18 protein-coding genes and 1 riboswitch are annotated in these 19066 nt (G+C 57.8%); of the genes, 4 read left to right on the forward strand and 14 right to left on the reverse strand.

Annotation, left to right across the window (positions count from 1 at the left end; all coding sequences use genetic code 11):
• Positions 1-11: 11 nt before the first annotated feature.
• The 10 genes from VMN77_01345 to thiS all read right to left on the reverse strand — a co-directional run bounded on the left by VMN77_01345 (position 12) and on the right by thiS (position 9120).
• The gene (locus VMN77_01345) at positions 12-806 is read right to left on the reverse strand and encodes a M23 family metallopeptidase (protein ID HTN42425.1); all 795 of its coding nucleotides are present in this window, start codon (positions 804-806) and stop codon (positions 12-14) included.
• An 89-nt stretch (positions 807-895) separates the two neighbouring features.
• Positions 896-2272, reverse strand: a complete 1377-nt coding sequence (gene pafA / locus VMN77_01350) for a Pup--protein ligase (GenBank protein HTN42426.1) — start codon at positions 2270-2272, stop codon at positions 896-898.
• A 5-nt stretch (positions 2273-2277) separates the two neighbouring features.
• A complete protein-coding gene (gene prcA, locus VMN77_01355; protein ID HTN42427.1) occupies positions 2278-2970 on the reverse strand; it encodes a proteasome subunit alpha in 693 nt (230 codons plus the stop codon).
• A 1-nt stretch (position 2971) separates the two neighbouring features.
• On the reverse strand, positions 2972-3787 hold the full coding sequence (gene prcB / locus VMN77_01360) for a proteasome subunit beta (protein ID HTN42428.1): 816 nt from the start codon (positions 3785-3787) through the stop codon (positions 2972-2974).
• A 2-nt stretch (positions 3788-3789) separates the two neighbouring features.
• The gene (locus VMN77_01365; protein HTN42429.1) at positions 3790-3990 is read right to left on the reverse strand and encodes a ubiquitin-like protein Pup; all 201 of its coding nucleotides are present in this window, start codon (positions 3988-3990) and stop codon (positions 3790-3792) included.
• A gap of 18 nt (positions 3991-4008) precedes the next feature.
• Positions 4009-5487 (reverse strand): depupylase/deamidase Dop, encoded by a 1479-nt coding sequence (gene dop / locus VMN77_01370; protein HTN42430.1) that lies wholly within the window; start codon positions 5485-5487, stop codon positions 4009-4011.
• Positions 5488-5508: 21 nt separating this feature from the next.
• Positions 5509-7185 carry a proteasome ATPase gene (arc, locus tag VMN77_01375; protein HTN42431.1) on the reverse strand — a complete coding sequence of 559 codons (1677 nt, stop codon included), beginning with the start codon at positions 7183-7185 and terminating at the stop codon, positions 5509-5511.
• Positions 7186-7347: 162 nt separating this feature from the next.
• Entirely contained in the window at positions 7348-8046 is a 699-nt protein-coding gene (gene thiE, locus VMN77_01380; GenBank protein ID HTN42432.1) for a thiamine phosphate synthase, read from the reverse strand.
• A 64-nt stretch (positions 8047-8110) separates the two neighbouring features.
• Positions 8111-8887, reverse strand: coding sequence for a thiazole synthase (locus tag VMN77_01385; protein ID HTN42433.1), 777 nt, complete (start codon positions 8885-8887; stop codon positions 8111-8113).
• A 17-nt stretch (positions 8888-8904) separates the two neighbouring features.
• A complete protein-coding gene (gene thiS, locus VMN77_01390; GenBank protein ID HTN42434.1) occupies positions 8905-9120 on the reverse strand; it encodes a sulfur carrier protein ThiS in 216 nt (71 codons plus the stop codon).
• A gap of 171 nt (positions 9121-9291) precedes the next feature.
• Positions 9292-9489: riboswitch (TPP riboswitch) on the reverse strand.
• Positions 9490-9620: 131 nt separating this feature from the next.
• Between thiS and VMN77_01395 the strand changes: the two genes are divergently transcribed.
• The 4 genes from VMN77_01395 (at position 9621) to VMN77_01410 (ending at position 14652) form a co-directional block, all read left to right on the forward strand.
• Positions 9621-10601, forward strand: a complete 981-nt coding sequence (locus VMN77_01395; protein HTN42435.1) for an ABC transporter permease — start codon at positions 9621-9623, stop codon at positions 10599-10601.
• Positions 10602-10616: 15 nt separating this feature from the next.
• Positions 10617-11465, forward strand: coding sequence for an ABC transporter permease (locus tag VMN77_01400; protein HTN42436.1), 849 nt, complete (start codon positions 10617-10619; stop codon positions 11463-11465).
• A gap of 130 nt (positions 11466-11595) precedes the next feature.
• The gene (locus tag VMN77_01405; GenBank protein HTN42437.1) at positions 11596-12351 is read left to right on the forward strand and encodes a DUF1499 domain-containing protein; all 756 of its coding nucleotides are present in this window, start codon (positions 11596-11598) and stop codon (positions 12349-12351) included.
• Between the two features lie 36 nt (positions 12352-12387).
• Positions 12388-14652: a M1 family aminopeptidase gene (locus tag VMN77_01410; GenBank protein HTN42438.1), complete on the forward strand. Its 2265-nt coding sequence runs from the start codon at positions 12388-12390 to the stop codon at positions 14650-14652.
• 13 nt (positions 14653-14665) lie between these two features.
• On the opposite strand, the gene VMN77_01415 is transcribed toward VMN77_01410, so the two are convergent.
• From VMN77_01415 to VMN77_01430, 4 genes are all read right to left on the reverse strand, one after another.
• A complete protein-coding gene (locus VMN77_01415; GenBank protein HTN42439.1) occupies positions 14666-16264 on the reverse strand; it encodes a peptide-binding protein in 1599 nt (532 codons plus the stop codon).
• 10 nt (positions 16265-16274) lie between these two features.
• Positions 16275-16709 carry a preprotein translocase subunit SecG gene (gene secG, locus VMN77_01420; GenBank protein HTN42440.1) on the reverse strand — a complete coding sequence of 145 codons (435 nt, stop codon included), beginning with the start codon at positions 16707-16709 and terminating at the stop codon, positions 16275-16277.
• A 108-nt stretch (positions 16710-16817) separates the two neighbouring features.
• Positions 16818-17573: a triose-phosphate isomerase gene (gene tpiA / locus VMN77_01425; GenBank protein HTN42441.1), complete on the reverse strand. Its 756-nt coding sequence runs from the start codon at positions 17571-17573 to the stop codon at positions 16818-16820.
• A 194-nt stretch (positions 17574-17767) separates the two neighbouring features.
• The gene (locus VMN77_01430) at positions 17768-18982 is read right to left on the reverse strand and encodes a phosphoglycerate kinase (protein HTN42442.1); all 1215 of its coding nucleotides are present in this window, start codon (positions 18980-18982) and stop codon (positions 17768-17770) included.
• Between the last annotated feature and the right edge of the window lie 84 nt (positions 18983-19066).

Here is a 19066-nt window from a genome sequence, read left to right on the forward strand (position 1 = left end):
AGGCGGAAACCTCATTTAATGTTCAAAACGGAGAGTGGATTGACCCGAGCCCCGTCGATCCTCATTCCCCAATGGAGATGCGGTCCCGTGGCACGGCCTGTGGCGCCGACTTTACCCAGAACCGCTCCCTTATGGATCTTCTCGCCTTCTTTAACGTCCACCTCATCCAGGTGAAAATACATGGTGTAGAGTCCCAGGCCGTGATCCAGCACAATGCTTTTTCCGCTGAAGAAAAAATCCCCCACCAATGCCACCACGCCCTCGTTGGGTGCATGGACTGCCGTCCCTTTTGGGGCGTGGATGTCCTCCCCGCTGTGAGGCGATCGGGGTTCGCCGTTGATGATCCGCCTCAGTCCAAATGTCCCCGCGATTTCACCCTGCACCGGCATGATGAACCGGCCGCCCCAATATTTCTGGGCCGTCACCTTGCCGAGCAACTGCAAAATCTTTTCCTGTTCTTCCGCGGCCCGTTTGACGCTTTCCTCGTCGAGATCCACGTAGTTTTTTGGAACCGTCAATTTTTGGATCGCAAAATGGACCGGAAGGACTTCCACGGTGTAATGACGGTGTTCCACGGTTCCGTCCTCCATCGAAACGTTCACCCGCAAATCCTCCCGGGAGGGAGGGTCGGCCATGTCAACCCCGATCAACGCCCCGAATTCCCCCGGGGCCTCCGCCTTAAAAAAGGGGATGGTCCGATGATGGAGTTCCCCCTGGACCGATGCGGCGTGGGGGCCGACCGGAACGGAAAAATAAAAGAGGTCCCCTTGTTTGATACGGAAGACCGAGACCGGATTTGATTTCACGGGCGCTTGGGATACAGTCTCGGCGGGCCAGGAGGGCGTTTCTCCCCCCGACATCACCAGGAGGAAACTCACGAGAAAGGGCAGGTAAGCTACCTTGAAAATCTGTGACCGGAAGCCGCGGCGATTAATTCCTCAACCCTCCTGTCGGACGAGCTGAACGGATCCATGCAGAGAATGGTTTCTTCCCAGTATCCATTCAGCTTGAGATAAGTCCAGTCCACCGTATAAGAACGGTTCTTTTCACGGGCAAAGCGGATGAAGTCCCCCCGAATCTTGGCCCGCGTGGTTTGAGGCGGCTCGTTCATGGCCATCTGAATTCCGTCCTCTTCCACCACTCTTTCAACCATATCCAAGTTTTCCAGGACATAGTATAAGCCGCGCGACCGATTGACATCGTGATACTGGAGGTCCATCAGAAGAATTCGGGGATCGTCCCACCCGCAGTCCTTTTTTTCCATATAGGAAATCATGAGCTCTTTTTTCGTCACCCAATCGATCTGACGGGAGAGTTGCATGGGATCCTCTTCCAATTTGTTCAGGATATTCTCCCATTTCTGAACGATATCTTTGGTGATGGAATCGACCTCCGTCGATGCGAGGTAATCGTAAGCCCGCTCCAGATAGATCCTCTGGATCTCAATCCCCGTCAGTTCCCGCCCGTCCTCCAGTTTGACACGCCGCTTGAGCGTCGTGTCTCTGGAAATCTCCCGAATGGCCTTCACGGGGTCTTCCAGCTCGATGTTGGGAACGGTGTAGCCCTCTTCGATCATGGACAACACCACGGCGGTGACCCCGACCTTCATCAGCGTCGTAAACTCGGACATGTTCGAGTCCCCGACGATGATGTGAAGGCGACGGTACTTCTCGGCATCCGCGTGGGGCTCGTCCCGTGTATTGATGATGCTGCGCGACGACGTGGTCGAAGACGAGGTTTTTTCGTGGATGTGCTGGGCCCGCTGGGAAAGAAAATAGTGCGTTTTCCCGGAGAGCTTCAGAAGTTTACCGGCCCCCGCATAGATCTGGCGCGTGACAAAGAAAGGGATCAGCTGTTCCGTGACCTTCCAGAAGTCGACATCCCGTCGCATCAGGTAATTCTCGTGGCAGCCGTAGGTATTTCCCATCGAATCGGTGTTGTTCTTGAAAATAAAAATTTCCCCGTTAAGCCCCTCTTCCTTGAGCCGCTCCTCCGCCAACGGCAGACAGCCCTCGACCAGGCGTTCGCCCGCCTTGTCGTGGGTGACCAGGTCGAAGATGTTATCGCACTCGGGCGTGGAATATTCGGGGTGGCATCCGGTATCCTGGTAGAATCGGGCGCCGTTGACCAGGAAGGCGTTTGAAGGCCAACTGTTCGGGATCAAACCTTCAAAGATATATCCCAGCACTTTCTCCACGGGCAGATAGACCTTGCCGTTCGGAGAAAAGATCAGCCCGTATTCATTTTCGAGTCCGAATATTCGTTGTCTCATGAGAATTACCTGGCCGAGGGGGGGAGCAACTCCGTGATCTCGTCGGTCGTCAATCGCCTGAATTTCCGGCCCTGACGGTTCCGGTCCAGCACCGCCACCTCCAAGCTCTGGACGGCGAGGCGCTGGCCCGTGGTGCTCTCCATGGCTTCGGTGCATAATTTCAGCGAATCCGACAGGGGAACACCCACTTTGTAGCGGTCCCTTAAAAACAGCATAATGGCTTCCGACCGTCCACCGATCACGGTAAAACCCCGTTCATCCGTGATACTGCCATCGAAGGAAATGCGATAAATCTCGCCCGATTGCCCGCCCTCGCCCACGGCGACAACGGCAATCTCAACTTCCAGCGGCTTGACTTCCTGACTGAAGGTCGTGCCAAGTGCCTGGGAGTAGGCATTCGCAAGGGATTTGGCCGTGACATCCTCCCGGCTGTACATATACCCCTTCAGATCGGCATGCCGGATACCCGCTTTTCGAAGGTTTTCAAATTCACTGTATCTTCCCGCCCCCAGAAAGGCGATGCTGTCGTAAATCTCCGATATCTTGTTCAGAGACGTGCTGGGGTTGTCCGCCACGATTAAAATTCCATCTTGATATTCCATGGCGATGATGGACCGGCCCTTCGCGATGCCCTTTTTGGCATACTCCGCCTTGTCCTGCATCATCTGTTCGGGCGAGACGTAGTACGGAAAGGCCATCTCAGGCACCTCGCTTCCGGGTTTCGATCAACTGTTCGTAAATCTGTCGGATCTGGCGCTCATCGATATCGATAACGCCTTTGACCGTCACCGTTTTAACGGTTGGATAAATGCCCCGAACCAAATCCGGCCCCCCGGTTCCTATGTCTTCTTCCGCCGCATCATACAGCGCCACCAAGGCCGTCCGAACCCCGTCATTCTCGGCCATATCGGATTGATACAATTTCTTCATCGTCGTGCGGGCGTCTTTCCCGCCGGACCCGGTCGAAAAATAGTCGGCCTCTTCGTAACGCCCGCCGGTGATATCATATTTAAAAATGCGTCCTTCGTTCCGCTTTAAATCGTAACCGACAAAGATCGGGATGATGACCAAACCCTGAAAAGCCATCGGGAGATTCCCTTTGACCATCTGGGCCAGCTTATTCGCCTTTCCATCCGTCGTTAACTCCGCGCCTTCCAATTTTTCGTAATGCTCCAGCTCGGTCTGAAAGAGCCGGGCCAATTCGATACAGGGTCCGGCGGCGCCGGCAATGGCGATCGCGGAATGCTCGTCCACCTTATAAACTTTGTCAATCCGACGGGCCGAAACCTGATAGCCTTCCGTCGCCATGCGGTCTCCGGCGATGATCACCCCGTCCCGGTATTTCAGGGCGAGGACGGTCGTCCCGTGCCACACCAACGCGGACAAAGGCCGGTCGCTTCCGCCTTCCTCCGAATCTTTACGGACTCCCGGCAGCGCGTCCGGACGTTGGGACGAAAGCCAGTCATAAAAACTGGGTCCTGGATCTTGAAACGGCGCATTGGACTTGAAGTCCACCCTTATTCTCCACCTTTCTGGACGTAGTTTTTGACAAATTCCTCCGCGTTTTCCTCCAGCACGTCGTCGATTTTATCCATGAGCTTGTCAAGATCTTCCTTGATCTTTTTGCCCTTCTCGGCGCCTTTCGTGCCGGTCCCCGTCTCTTCTTCCTTCTTGCCGGATTCTTTTTTCCGGTCTGTTTTGTGTTCTTGCTTGGACAAGGTTTCTCACCCCCTTACTTACATGCTCAGGCGGCCCAAGACCTCTTCGATGGACTGGGCCGATTCCAACAACGAGCGGGTCAGGCTTTCCGTTCCGCGCAATGGTTCCATCAAGGGGACTTTCTTGATGGTGGTGTTTCCGACATCAAAAAGAATCGAGCTCCAGCTGGCCGCGTAGACTTCTTTTGGAAACTTCTTCAGGCAGCTTCCACGAAAGTAGGCCCGCGTGTCGGTCGGCGGATTCTGCTCGGCCTGCTCGATCTCCCGGTCCGTAGTGATGCGGTCCACGAATTGGTCCTTCTCCAAAGCGGCGTACAGCCCCTTTTCAGGGCGAATATCGTGATATTGAAGATCCATCATCGCCAGACGAGAATCTCCCCATCCGCATTTTTTTCGTTCCATATACGACTGGATCAGTTTCAGTTTGATCACCCAATCGATCTGCCGGGAAAGTTGCATGGGATCTTCCTCGAGGCGATCCAGGACCTCCTCCCACTTCTGCAGGACATCCCGCGTCGTCGGGTCCAGCTCGTGCTTTTCAAAGTAGCGACGGGCCGCTTCGACATAGAGCCGTTGAATCTCAATCGCCGTGAATTTCCGACCATCCGACAATCGAATCGGCGCCTTTAAATGGATATCCCGCGACACCTCCTTGATGGAACGAACCGGGTCCTCCAGCTCGAGTTCCGGCAACGGCCAGTTCTCTTCGACCAGGGTCAGGATCACGGCCGTCGCACCGAGTTTGATGTAGGTGGAGTATTCCGCCATGTTCGCGTCTCCGACGATGACGTGCAGGCGGCGGTATTTAACGGCATCGCAATGGGGTTCATCCCGCGTATTGATGATCGGCCGTTTCACCATGGTGTTGAGATCCACAACGGTTTCGAAGAAATCCGCCCGTTGGGAAATCTGGTACGGCACCGGAGGCATTCGATTCTCGGCGCCGACCTTTCCGGATCCGGCGTAAATCTGCCGTGTCACAAAAAAAGGAATCAGATGCTTCATGAGGGACTCAAAAGGCACCGCCCGGTCGACCAGGTAGTTTTCATGATAGCCGTAGCTGTTGCCTTTTCCATCGGTGTTGTTGCGATAGAGCACAATCTTATCCTGCTCCTTAACCCGGCTGGCGTGCTCACAGCACTGACTGAGGATTCGATCGCCGGCCTTCTCGTAAATCAACACGTCACGAGGATTGGTACATTCCGGAGTCGAATATTCGGGATGAGCCCCGTCCACGTACAGGCGGCCTCCGTTGGCCAACACCTTGTTGAGAAGGCGGTTGTAATCCGGACCGGGCCGTTCCCGTTCCCCCTCGATCTCAAATCCCCGGGCGTCCAACAAGGGGTTCTCGTGTTCATAATCCCACAGGACACGCGTCGAAGGAAGATTAGGATAGTTGTTGATCAACAACAGGGAGGTGGAGACAGGGTCGAGTGCTTCCGGATTATGGGTTACAATCCCGAATTCGGTTTCTGTCCCAAGGATGCGTTTGATCATACACGGCGCCGGTCGAACCGATCAGAGGTAGTGACCCGTTGAGATCGTCTCGATCTGCCTCGGTTCGTTCTTCTTGGCTCCCATGGTTCGAACGTGGACGATCTTCTCACCTTTCTTCCCGGCAATCTTGGCCCAATCATCCGGCTGCGTGGTATTGGGCAGGTCTTCATGCTCTTTAAATTCATCCCGCATCGCTTGGAGAAGATCCTCGCCTCGAATCCCGACCCGCCCCGTCGCGATGGTACGCTTGATGGCATATTTCTTCGCGCGGGAAACGACACCCTCGATCAGCGCTCCGCTGACGAAGTCTTTAAAATAGAGCATCTCCTTTTCGCCATTGGCATAGGTGACTTCCAGGAACTTGTTCTCCTCGCTCTGGCTGTACATCTGATCCACGGTTTCATGGATCAGCCTGTCGATCGCGGCCGTCGTGTTACCGCCGTCTTTGGCCACTTCATCCGCGTCATAGGGCAATTCAAGCAACAGGTATTTCGAGAAAACCGCCTTCGCGGCCCGTTTGTCGGGGCGATCGATTCGGATCTTCACGTCCAGCCGACCCGGCCGGAGAATCGCGGGGTCGATCAAGTCCTGCCGATTGCTGGCACCGATGACGATCACATTCCGGAGACGTTCGACGCCGTCAATCTCGGAAAGGAACTGCGGCACGATCGTGGATTCGATGTCGGAGGAAATGCCGGTTCCCCGTGTCCGGAAGAGGGCGTCCATTTCATCGAAGAATACGATCACCGGCATTCCTTCTTCCGCCTTTTCCTTGGCCTTCTTAAATACCTCGCGGATCTGCCGTTCGCTTTCTCCCACATACTTGTTCAGGAGTTCCGGTCCCTTGACATGCAGGAAGAAGCTGCGCACGTCTTTGCCCGTCATGTGGGCCAGCTTCTTGGCGATCGAGTTGGCCACGGCCTTCGCGATCAAAGTTTTCCCGCAGCCGGGAGGGCCGTAAAGGAGAATGCCTTTTGGAGGAAGCAGCTTATGCCGGGCGAAGAGATCGGGGTGCAAGAACGGCAGCTCAACGGCATCCTTGATCGTTTCAATCTGCTCTTCCAGTCCGCCGATATTTTCGTAGCTGACGTCGGGCACTTCCTCCAGCACCAATTCCCCCACTTCCGACTTGGGAAGTTTCTCGAGCAGGTAGCCGGACCGGGCGTCCAAGAGAAGATCATCCCCGACGCTGAGTTTCTCGTGGTGAAGCGGCTCGGCCAATTCGGCCACCCGTTCCTCATCGGCATGAAGCGTCACGATCGCGCGCTTCCCGCCCAGGAGATCTTTCAAGCGCACGACCTCGCCCTGACCGTCGAATCCTTTCACCTCGACCACATTCAGGGCCTCGTTGAGGACCAGCTCCTGACCCTTCCGGAGATCCTTGCTTTTAATCGAGGGATGAAGGTTGACCTTCATCTTGCGTCCGGAGACATAGACGTTGACGGTTCCGTCTTCATTTCCTCCGGAAAAAATGCCGTAGCTGGAGGGCGGCGCGGTCAACTTTTCCACCTCCACACGCAAGGCCTCGATCTGGGATTTGGCCTCGTGCAGTGTGGCCGCTAATTTTTCATTCTGTTTGTGGGCTTGTTCGAGCTGCGATCGGGAAAGGCGCAGTTGACGCAGCTCCTCCTCCATCGACCGTACCTGGACGTGAAGTTTATCTAATTCTCGCTCGTATTCTTCGATATGCTTATTCATGGCAGGCTCATTCTCCGACAACCGATCCGTGAGTCGCTTCACGGTATTACGCAAGGAGTGAAACCTTCCAGAGCCTTTTTTGGTTTCCCCCATTGTCGCTTCTCAAGTAAATAAGGAGCGCGGTTGCATCGTCATCCAATGGGCTCGTTAATTTTCATTCTATCACCGAACCCAACTACGGTCAATAGCCCTCTCCCGAACTCCATCAGGCGACGGGACCATCGTGGCGGATCGCAGCGATTTTAATTCGCGCAGCATCGCCGAGGCCGCTTCCCGCGGGTTCGGAGCCTGAAGAAGCGCGGAGATCACCGCCGCGCCTCGACCCCCATGACGGATTACTTCTGAAATTTGTTCGAGGCGTATTCCCCCGATCGCGAACACCGGTATGGAAACCCGGGAAGCCGCGGATCGGATCGCCGACGGTCCCAACGGCCGCCCCATCGACCGCTTGGAGGGGGTATCGTAAATCGGCCCCAGCACGACAAAGTCGGCCCCCGCCTCCTGCGCCTCGATCACCTCCGAGATCCCATGGGTGGACTGCCCGATAAGCCGATCCGGCCCCAAAATCTTGCGCGCCGCCGAAACGGGGAGGCTGTCGGCGCGGAGATGAACCCCATCGGCTCCCACCGCCAGACAGACGTCCAGACGATCATTGATCAGCAGGCGTGCGCCGAACCGGGTCGTCAGCGACCTCAATTTCTCTGCCCGCCGCAGAAATTCCCGTGCCGGAAGATCCTTTTCCCGGAGCTGCACGGCCCGGACACCCCCCGCCAGGGCTTCCTCCACAACTTCGTCCAACGACCGGTCGGTTAGGTGCCGGTCCGTGACTAGATAAAGGTCAAAATCGATCCGGCGACCCAAATCCGCCCTCTCCATTATATATATAGGTGTAGAGGGGTTTCCGTCGTTCCCTCTACCGACACGTTTATTCGATCATCCCTGCCGCAGGGCTGCTGGCGTTGGCATAGAGTTTTTTTGGAATCCGGCCCGCGCGATACGCCAGGCGGCCGGCCCAGACCGCAAACTTCATCGCCTCGGCCATCGCGATGGGGTCCTGCGCCCCCGCGATCCCGGTGTTCATCAAGACGCCGTCACAGCCCATTTCCATCGCGACGGCCGCATCGGACGCCGTCCCCACCCCGGCGTCGACGATGACTGGAACCCTCACGGTCTCCCGGATAATCTGGATATTGTACGGGTTTCGAATCCCCAAACCCGATCCGATCGGTGCCGCCAGCGGCATGACGCAGGCGCAGCCGACGTCCTCCAATTTCTTGGCCACGATGGGGTCATCGTTCGTATAGGGAAGGACCACAAACCCTTCCCGGACCAGAATCTTCGCCGCCTCGATCAGGCCGGCCGTATCCGGAAATAATGTCTTTTGATCCCCGATCACTTCCAACTTGACCAGGTTGGTAATGCCCGCGGCCCGGGCCAGCCGCGCGGTGCGGACGGCTTCCTCCGCCGTGTAACAACCGGCCGTGTTGGGCAGGATCCTGTACTTTTGAGGATCCACATAGTCGAGAAGGTTTTCCTTATCCCGGTCGATGATATTCACCCGGCGGACCGCCACCGTGACCATATCGGCGCCGGACGCCTCGATCGCCCGTCGGGTCTGTTCAAAATCCTTGTACTTGCCTGTGCCAACAATCAGGCGGGATTTCAGCTGAACCCCCCCAATCGTCAATACATCATCCTTCATGAACTTCCAGCCCCTCCTTAAACCCCCCCGCCGACGAAATTGATGATCTCCAATCGATCCCCGTCATTTAAAACCGTTAGGGGGAAATCCTGTTTATCCAAGATCCGAAGATTAAGCTCAACCGCCACCCGTTCCGGCGGGCTGCCCAGCTGCTCCAGCAGGCGCGCCACCGTCGTGTCCTTTTCAAACTCCCGGCGTTCTCCGTTCACAAGCACTTGAATCACCGGCGGCATCAACCACCCCGAGCCTTGTGGGGCTAAACCCCGGTCCGGCTTTTGGACTCCTAATAAAAAAACCGTACTCGGTCAGGAAGTACGGCGCGCCTCGTGTGGTCTTATGATGCCGAAACTTTCATCGAAGAGGACCGGGACCTCCATATCGCAGATCCTTCACGTCCGCCTCAAACCGGCATGCTGCCGCTTCCCTCCGCCCGTATTATCGGGATCAGGTTCTCAGGGTTGCCCGTCGATTTCTGTTCAGTGAAAAGTGCTAAGTGGTCTGTCTCAATACTCAACTGAACACTTCACACCAAACAGACATTTCCAGGCTCTCAGCCCGACCTTCACCCTTGCGCATCCGGTCGAGCACCCCCAGCAATTTTCATCATACATGACCCTCAAAGACATTGTCAATACCACTTTCGGGTCGACTCGGCTCCTCATGAAGTTTGACTTCCCGACGGGCCTTTTGCTACCATCCCCCTCGAAATCATCGCCAAGATTAGGAGTCCCGCTTGCTGTCTTTCCTCGGATATCGACTGTTCCGATTCTTCATTTCACTGGTCGGCGTCACCATTCTCACCTTTGGAATGATGCATCTGGCGCCCGGAGAGCCGACCGATCTTCAGACCACCTTGAATCCCCGTGTCTCGGCAGAGGCCAAAGAGAATCTGCGTAAACTCTACGGCCTGGACCAACCGCTTCATGTTCAGTACACCCGGTGGGTCAAACGGGTCGTGTCGTTGGACTTCGGCACTTCCTTTGTGGACGGGCAGAAGGTCGCCACCAAGATAAAGGAACGGATGCCGATCACCATCGTCATCAACCTCCTCTCGTTGATCTTGATTTTCATGATCGCCTTGCCGATCGGAGTTTTTTCCGCCACGCATCCCTATACTTCATTCGACAAAGCCACCACGGTCTTCGTATTCGTCGGGTTTGCGATTCCGACTTTCTGGCTGGCCCTTTTGATGATGATCCTCTTCGGCATCGTATTGGGATGGCTTCCGATCTCCGGTTACCAATCCCTCGATGTCAGCGGGATGGCGTTTTCCGAACGGCTGTGGGACTGGACCAAGCATCTTCTCCTCCCCGTCTTCGTCTCGGCCTTCGGAGGCCTGGCCGGAATCTCCCGATACGCACGGGCCGAGATGGTGGAGGTGATTCGGCAGGAATACATCCGGACGGCCCGGGCGAAGGGTCTGAGCGAAGGGGCCGTGGTCTACAAGCACGCCCTCCGAAACGCCCTGATCCCGATCATTACCATCCTGGGACTTTCGGTGCCCGGACTGATCGGGGGAAGCGTGATCTTCGAATCCATTTATGCCATTCAAGGGATGGGACTTCTGTTCTATCAATCCGTGATGTCGCGCGACTATCCGACGATCATGGGCATTATTATGATCGGAACGGTTTTAACCCTGCTCGGAAATTTTATGGCGGACGTTTTCTACGCCGTCGCGAATCCGACGGTCCGGCTCCGTCGAACGCAATAAAGGGTTCGAACGACAATGCAACAGCGGTCCACCCTGGAGCAATTCTGGAGACGATTCAGGAAAAATCGATCGGGGCTGGCGGGCGGCCTGATCGTTCTGTCCGTCTTCCTGGTGGCCGTCCTGGCCCCCGTCCTGTCTCCTTATGATCCCGCCCATATCGATGTGGACAGGATTTTAGTCGGACCGACGCAGGCCCATCCCCTGGGAACGGATGACCTCGGACGGGACGTCCTAAGCCGGATGATCTGGGGTTCGAGGATCTCTCTCATGGTGGGATTTGTTGCCGTCGGGATCTTGATCGGGATCGGCACAGTGATCGGCGCGGTGTCGGGTTACTACGGAGGCTGGCCCGATGATATCCTGATGCAATTTGTGGACATCATGCTCTCCGTACCGACCTTTTTTCTGATCCTGGCGGTGATCGCATTCGTCGGGCCGAACATTTGGAACGTCATGATCATCATCGGCGCCACGAGCTGGATGGGCGTGGCCCGTTTCGTGCGCGGGCAATTTCTGGCCTTGAAAGAGGCGGACTATGTCACGGCGGCGCGGGCTTTGGGCGCCAAGGACCGAAGGATCATATTTCTCCATATCCTTCCAAACGCGATGTCGCCGGTCTACGTTTCCGCCGTGTTGGGCGTCGCCGGCGCCATCCTCGTCGAATCTTCTTTGAGCTTCCTGGGCCTGGGCGTCCAGCCCCCGATGCCCAGCTGGGGAAACATCATCACGTCCGGAAAAGACATGATCGATATCGCCTGGTGGCTTACCCTCTTTCCCGGCCTCGCCATCCTGATCACGGTCCTGGGGTACAACCTGCTCGGCGAGGGCTTGCAGGACGCATTAAATCCCCGCCTCAAAGAGTAACGGGGTCTTCGGGAATCAAGTCGGAGATGGGGCGGGGAATTACGATTGACTTTGATCCCCGGATCGGGACTAAAATGATACCGCCGCCGTTTTTATTGACGGCGGCGCAACCGTTAACATCCAACGTTCCATGAACAATCCCGAAACCCTAAAACGCACCGCTTCAGCCATCGCGCCCGTCGGATTCGGTCTGGCCGTTCTGACAGCGTCCTCGGTCATGCTGGCCGGGCTCGGCAGCCGCTGGGGCTGGTGGACATTTCGCACCGGCTTCACCCTGTTGCAATGGGGATTCTATGTCGGCCTGGCCGCCGCGGCGTTTTCCATAATCGGATTGGCTGCGGCGTGGTCCTCCCCTACGCGTCGGGTCCTGTTTCCGGCGCTTTCGGGCCTGATCATCGCCGTGGTCGTGGTTGGAACCCTGTGGTCATGGAAGCTGACCGCGCAGCGTGTGCCGCCGATCCACGACATCACGACGGACACGGAAAATCCGCCATCGTTTGTCGCGATCCTTCCGCTTCGCGCAAACGCCCCCAACCCGGCCGCGTACGGCGGACCCGAGATCGCCGCACAGCAGCGCGCGGGGTATCCGAATCTTCGCCCCTTGATCCTCCCCGTCCCGCCCGCCCAGGGGTTTAAGCGGGCCCTCGCGGTCGCGCGCAACATGGGCTGGCAGATCATCGATTCGAACCCCTCCGAAGGACGCATCGAGGCGACGGATACAACCTTCTGGTTCGGTTTCAAAGACGACATCGTCGTGCGAGTCCGGCCGGCTCAAAAGGGAAGCCGCATCGATGTCCGCTCGGTTTCGCGTGTCGGCCGGAGCGATGTCGGCACAAACGCCAAGCGGATTCAAAATTTCCTTCAGGGAATGACCTTACGGAAATAGGGAAGGTCCGTAGACGGACTGGAACGAATCAAGCCAATGGAAACGAGAAACGATCCTTTCAGGCGCCATTGGGGCACGGCGGTCTTTCTGTTCGTCGCGGCCTTCCCGGCGGTCCTGCACGCTCAAACCCCGATTCGTCACGAGTTAAAGGTGATCCTCCAGCCGGAAAACAATTCCTTGGAAGTCGAGGATACGATCAGCCTCCCCGAATCCCTCCTCTCCGCTTCAAAGGGGAAATTGCAATTTAGGCTTCACGATGGGTTTCAACCGGAATCAGCGACGGCCGGGGTCAAGTTGATGCGGGAAACGAGACCGAAACGCTTGGAGAAGGATTCCGCCCCGGATTATGCAGAGGCTCCGTCGGATCGGTTTACCCTCGGTCTTCCGCCTCATCAACGGGTCTTCGTCATCCGATATAAGGGTCGGGTCGACCCTCCGGTAAAATCGGCCCAACCAACCGACGATCCCGGTTTCGATGCCGGGGTCGTCTCCCCGGAGGGGACCTTTCTGTCCGGTTCGACCCGATGGTATCCATGGGTCAACGACGACCCGGTCACCTTCTCGCTGGACGTGGACCTTCCGGAACCGTGGGAGGCGGTCAGCCAGGGGGTACGGACGCGGCATGAACGGGAACATGGGCGGATCGAGACACGATGGGAATCTTTTCAGCCGCAGGAGGAAATTATTTTGATCGGCGGTCCGTTTACCGAATACGACCGCTCGGCCGGGGCGATCCAGGTCATGGCCTTTCTGCGAACCCCGGATGCAGAACTGGCCGACCGCTACCTGGAGGCCGGAGCCACCGATCTGGAGATGTACGAGAAGCTGCTCGGCCCCTACCCCTACAGGAAATTTGCGGTGGTCGAGAATTTTTGGGAGACGGGCTACGGACTGCCGTCCCTGACGCTGCTGGGATCGGCCGTCCTTCGCCTGCCCTTTATATTGGACTCCTCCTACCCTCACGAAATTCTGCATAACTGGTGGGGCAACGGGGTCTTTGTCGACGAAGCAAAAGGGAACTGGAGCGAAGGGCTGACGACGTACATGGCCGATTATCTCATCCAGGAGCAGCGGGGAGCCGCATCGGCCTACCGACGCACGGCGCTCCAGAAATACACTGATTATGTCACCGAGCACAAGGATTTTCCGCTGACCGAATTCCGCGCGCGGCACAGTCCGGCCACGGAAGCGGTCGGCTACGGTAAGGCGATGATGTTCTTTCACATGCTGCGAGAACGGCTCGGGGGCGACGCGTTTGTGAACGCCTTGAGGAATTTCTTTCGTGAAAACCAATTCCGGCCGGCGACCTTCGACGATCTGCGTGCCGCGTTCGCCGCGGTTGCGGGAGAAGACCTCAAAAACGAATTCGCCCAATGGATCGGCCGAAAGGGTGCGCCCGCGTTGAGCCTGAGCAGCGCCCAGACTCAAGTCCGGGGAACCGGATATCTTGTCACGGCCGTTCTAGAGCAAACGCAACCCGGCCCGGCGTATCGCCTGCGCGTTCCCATCGCCGTGACGATTGAAGGCCGGGAGATGGCCTATCGGTTCTCGGCCAAAATGGATGAAAAACGCTCCGGGCTTGCGGTGATTGTCCCGGGTCGCCCCCTGCGCCTGGATGTCGATCCGGAATTTGATCTGTTTCGTCGCCTGAGTCGCGACGAAATTCCGCCCGCCCTTTCGCAGTCCTTGGGCGCCGATAAGGCCCTGTTTATTCTTCCATCCGACGCGGACGAAGACCTTCGCCGGGCCTACCGAAGCTTCGCCGAATCGCTGTCGGCCTTTTTGCAGCCGTCGTCATCCGTTTCAATAGAAATCAAACCCGATCGCGTGGTCTCCGCGCTTCCGACCGACCGCGCGGTTTGGATCCTGGGATGGGAAAATCGCTTCGCGCCGGACCTCCCGAAGGCCGTGGCGGGACGCGAGCTGTCCGTTTCGCCGAACGGGCTTCAGATCGGGGCCACGAGGGTGGAACGGAAGGGCCATGCGATCGTCCTCGCGGCGCGTCAGCCTCGAAACGCGAATGCGGCCCTCACATGGGTCGCGGCCGATTCCCTGACGGCCCTATCCGGCCTGGGTCGCAAGCTGCCCCATTACGGCTCCTACAGCTACCTCGTCTTTGAAGGGGGAGAGCCGAAGAATGTCCTCAAAGGCCAGTGGGACGTCCCGAGCTCTCCCCTGTCGATCTTCGTGAAGCAACCCGAGGGCGGCGTAATCCCGACCCCGCGGGCGAAGCTCGAAACCCGCCGCCCGCTGGCCGAACGGCCGGAGACGCCGGCCGCAGCCTCCGGCCAGCATCCGTGACCGTTACCGCCCTCTATTGATACCACTCGGCCTTGTTCTTGGGCACGTACCAGTCGGTGGGAAAGTTATACCAGATGCCGATGGGCGAGGGAGAAATTCCCTTGAACCGCTTGTGCACCACCGGAAGGGTATCGGGATAGTACAGAAAGGTGTAGGGCTGATCCTCCGCGATGAGCGCATGGATCTTGTTGTAGATTTCCTTTCGACGGTCCTGATCGCAGGTCTTCCGGCCTTCCAGCAGAAGCCGGTCGACCTCCGGATTTTTGTACGAAACGAAGTTAAACTCCCCTTCCTTGGTCTTGCTGGAATGCCAGATGTCGTAGGAATCCGGATCGCGTCCCAACGACCATCCCAGAATAATCGCCTCGAACTTTTTCTTGTCGATAAACTGGTGGAGAAAGGCCTGCCACTCCAGGACGCGGACCTCGACCTGGATCCCGATCTTCCTTAGATTCTGTTGAATGATCTCGGCCGTCTTCCGCCGTTCGTCGTTTCCTTGATTCGTCAGAATGGTAAATTGAAACGGCTGGCCGTCCTTGTCCAGAATGCCGTCGTTGTTCGTGTCCTTCCAACCCGCCTCCTCCAAAAGTTGTTTGGCCTTTTCCGGGTTGTATTCAAACTTCGGCACGTCCGGATTGTAGGCCCAGGATTCCGGGGGCACCGGTTGGGTCGCGGGCCTTCCGAGACCGAACAAAACTCCGTCGATCACCGATCGTCGGTTGATCGCATACGCGATGGCCTGACGGACCCGTTTGTCCTTAAACCGGGAGTCCAACAGATTGTAACCCAAATAGGTATAAGCAAACGCGGGGTAGCGGTATTTGTTAAAATACCGCTTGAAATACGCGGTATCGGTCTGACGTTGATACTGGATCGGGGTCAGCCCCATAAAATCCAGCCCGCCGGCTTTTAATTCCAGGAACATCGTCGCGTTGTCCGGAATGATCCGATAGATATACTCCTCCACGCGCGGTTTGCCTTCGAAATAGGCATCGTTCGCGCTCAGGACGATCTTCTGTCCGGTGACCCATTCCTTCATTCGATAGGGACCGGTGCCGACCGGATTTCGATTGAATGGGCTCGTGTTGAGATCGGTGTTCTCCAGAAGATGCTTCGGGATGATCCCCATGCCCCAGCTCGCCAGCCCCGGGGCGAAGGGCTCCTTATAGGTAACCTGAACGGTATACGGATCCGCCGCCGTGATCTTTCCCACTCGTTCAAAGTCGCCGCTGTAGGGCGTCGCCACCTTTGGGTCGATGGCTTTTTGATAGGTGAAGAGAACGTCGGCCGCCGTGAATTCCTGACCGTCCTGCCATTTCACCCCCTTGCGAAGCCTGAAGGTGACCTTTCGACAATCCGGCGAGGCGGTGAAGGACTCGGCCAAGTCCCCCACCAGATTAATGTTCTTGTCGTACTTCACCAAACCATTGAAGATCCAACCGCTGATATCCCCGGAGGCCGAGTCCGAGGCCAGCATCGGGATCAAACGCTGGGCATCGCCGATCGATCCCAGGGTGATCGCGTCCGGTTTTTCCGGTTCTCCCGCAGGGACGGCGACGGCCTCAAGACACAAGGCCGCGGCCGCGATGACGATGGCAAGCGACCGAATCATCGCCGCACGGTCATGGAGCCGTTTTGGGTGGGGTTTCCTGAGCCGGCGCCGGCGCGGCCGGGGCTGGGGTCGTTGGGGTCGGCGTGGCCGGGGCGCTTGACGGCCCTTCGGCCGGTTTCGCCGGCGCCGTCGCCGACGGGGCGGCCGCCTCCCCCGTAGCGGGCGGCGCCGCGGGGGCTTCCTGCTTCTTCAGATCCAAAACGCTCGTGGAAAGGAAGCGTCCCTTGGACAGCACGGACAGACTCAGGGAAGTGACCATAAAGATAACGGCGGCCCACACGGTCAGCTTGCTTAAAAACGTACCCGGACCGCGGCTGCCGAATACGGTCTGACTGGATCCTCCGAACGAGGCGCCGATCTCGGCCCCTTTCCCGGCTTGAAGCAGGATCACGCCGACCATGATAAAGCTGACGATCACATGCAGGATGATCAACATTATATACATCTTCTTCCTCCTAATTATCAGCGGGGGCCCGAGCGTCCGCAAAGGATCCTGGATCTCACGATGCCCCCGCGCTCGCACCGGCCAAGCCGATTGGGCGCTTTCCTTATCTCACCTCTTCATTTTTTCCAATGTTTTAACGATGGCCGCAAATCCGTCGGCTTTAAGCGAGGCCCCGCCGACCAGGACACCGTCCAGCTCCTTGATCACCGCCAGCTCCGCGATATTCTCGGTCGTCACGCTCCCGCCGTAGACCACCCGGACCGCCTCGGCCCCTTCCGGACCCAGGATCTTTTCCAGCCGTTGACGGATCAACTCATGAACCTCTGAAATCTGGCCGGCCGTCGCCACCTGGCCGGTTCCGATCGCCCAGACCGGCTCATAGGCGACCACCAGCCGATCAAAGGGCCCGGGGGCCGCCTCCGCGAGCGCCGCTTCGAGCTGCGCCGTCACGACGTCCGTCGTCCTGTGCGTCCGGCGCTGCTCCGGCGTTTCTCCCACACAGAGGACGGCGCTTAACCCGCGCTTTAATACGCCGGTCAATTTCCGCCCCACCACTTCGTCCGTTTCGCCAAATATCGATCGCCGTTCGGAATGGCCTACCAGGACGAACCGGCAACCGGCATCTTTGAGTTGGATCGCCGAAACTTCGCCGGTGTAGGCCCCTTGGTCGTCCCAATGGGCGTTCTGCGCCGCCAACAGAATGCCGGTCCCTTTCAGGACCTCGGCGACGGCTGGCAGTGCGGTGTAACTGGGCGCGATCACGATCTCGACCCGCCGCGTGTCTCCCAAGAGCCGGGTCAGCTGCCGGGCGACCGCCGTCGATTCGGCGAGGGTCATGTGCATCTTCCAGTTCCCGATCGCGATCGGCCGTCTTACAGGCTGCTGAAAAAGCCCATCTGCTTTGTTCTCGGTCCGTCGGAGATCCTCACGTACGTTCTTAGTACGCTGCGGTCTCCTCGGTCCCTGCGGCCTCGCATCTGGAGCTTTTTGAGCAGCCTGAAAAGACCGAGAGTTTTTCATTCACCCGCTTCTTCGAAAGGGAGAATTCCGCTTCGCGATCACACCCGCTGAGGCTCCTCGGCGCGGCTGGGCAACACGGCCAGACCGGGGAGTTCATTTCCCTCCAACAGCTGCAGGGCCGCGCCGCCTCCGGTTGAGATGAACGAAATGTTTTCGGACTCCCCGGCCCGGTAAACGGCCAGGGCCGTATCCGCCCCGCCCACGATCGTCAAGGCGTAGGCATTCGCGACCGCATGGGCCACGGCAAACGTTCCACGGGAGTAGGCGTCCATCTCAAAGAGCCCCATCGGCCCGTTCCAAAGAATCGTTTTGGCGTTGGCCAGCGCCTCCGTGAACAATTTAACCGAGGCCGGACCGATGTCCAGCGCCATCCAGTCCTTCGGAATTTCCTGCATCGGGACAATCTTCGTCTCGGCGCTGGGATCCCGGCTCTGCGCCACGACGCAATCGACCGGAAGGTAGAACTTCACGCCACGAGCCCGGGCGTGATTCCGGATATCCATCGCCATCTGGAGCATTCCGTCTTCGACCAGCGATCCACCCACTTCATAGCCCAGCGCCTTGTAAAAGGTAAAGGCCATTCCTCCGCCGATAATCACCTTGTCCACTTTCTTTCCCAGATTTTCGACGACTCCCAGCTTTCCCGAAACCTTCGCCCCGCCCAGGATCGCCACGAAGGGCCGGGCCGGATTGGCCATTGCCCCTTCCAGATAATCGATCTCCTTTTTCATCAGAAATCCGGCCGCGCACTGCGGAACGAACTTCGTGATGCCGGTCACGGAGGCGTGGTTGCGGTGGGCGGTCCCGAAGGCATCGTTCACGTACACATCGGCCAGACGGGCCAGGGCCTTGGAAAAGGCTTCGTCGTTTTTCTGTTCCCCGGGATGGAAGCGGAGGTTCTCCAAAAGGAGGACGTCGCCCGATTTCATTTGGCCCACCATCTTCTCCACCTGGGGGCCGATACAATCCGGGGCAAAGGCCACTTCTTTGCCCAGCAACCGTTGGAGGCGCTTCACCACCGGCGCAAGGCTCAGACGGGGATCGATCTTTCCATTGGGCCTTCCCAAATGGGAGCAGAGGATGACCTTCGCCCCCTCGTCGATGGCATAATTAATGGTGGGCAGCGCCGAACGGATGCGGGTGTCGTCCGTAATGTTGAGGTGCTCGTCCAGCGGCACGTTGAAATCCACACGGATGATCACGCGTTTTTTCTTGATCTTCAGATCTTCGATGGTCACTTTGTGCATATTCATGGGATGCCCCGTCTACGATGATCGGTTTTGATTCAGGACGGGTGCACGGTCAACGCGACAGGACCGGGCCGCCGTTGTCGCAGG

It is taken from the genome of Nitrospiria bacterium, from assembly GCA_035498035.1.
GTDB lineage: Bacteria > Nitrospirota > Nitrospiria > JACQBZ01 > JACQBZ01 > JACQBZ01.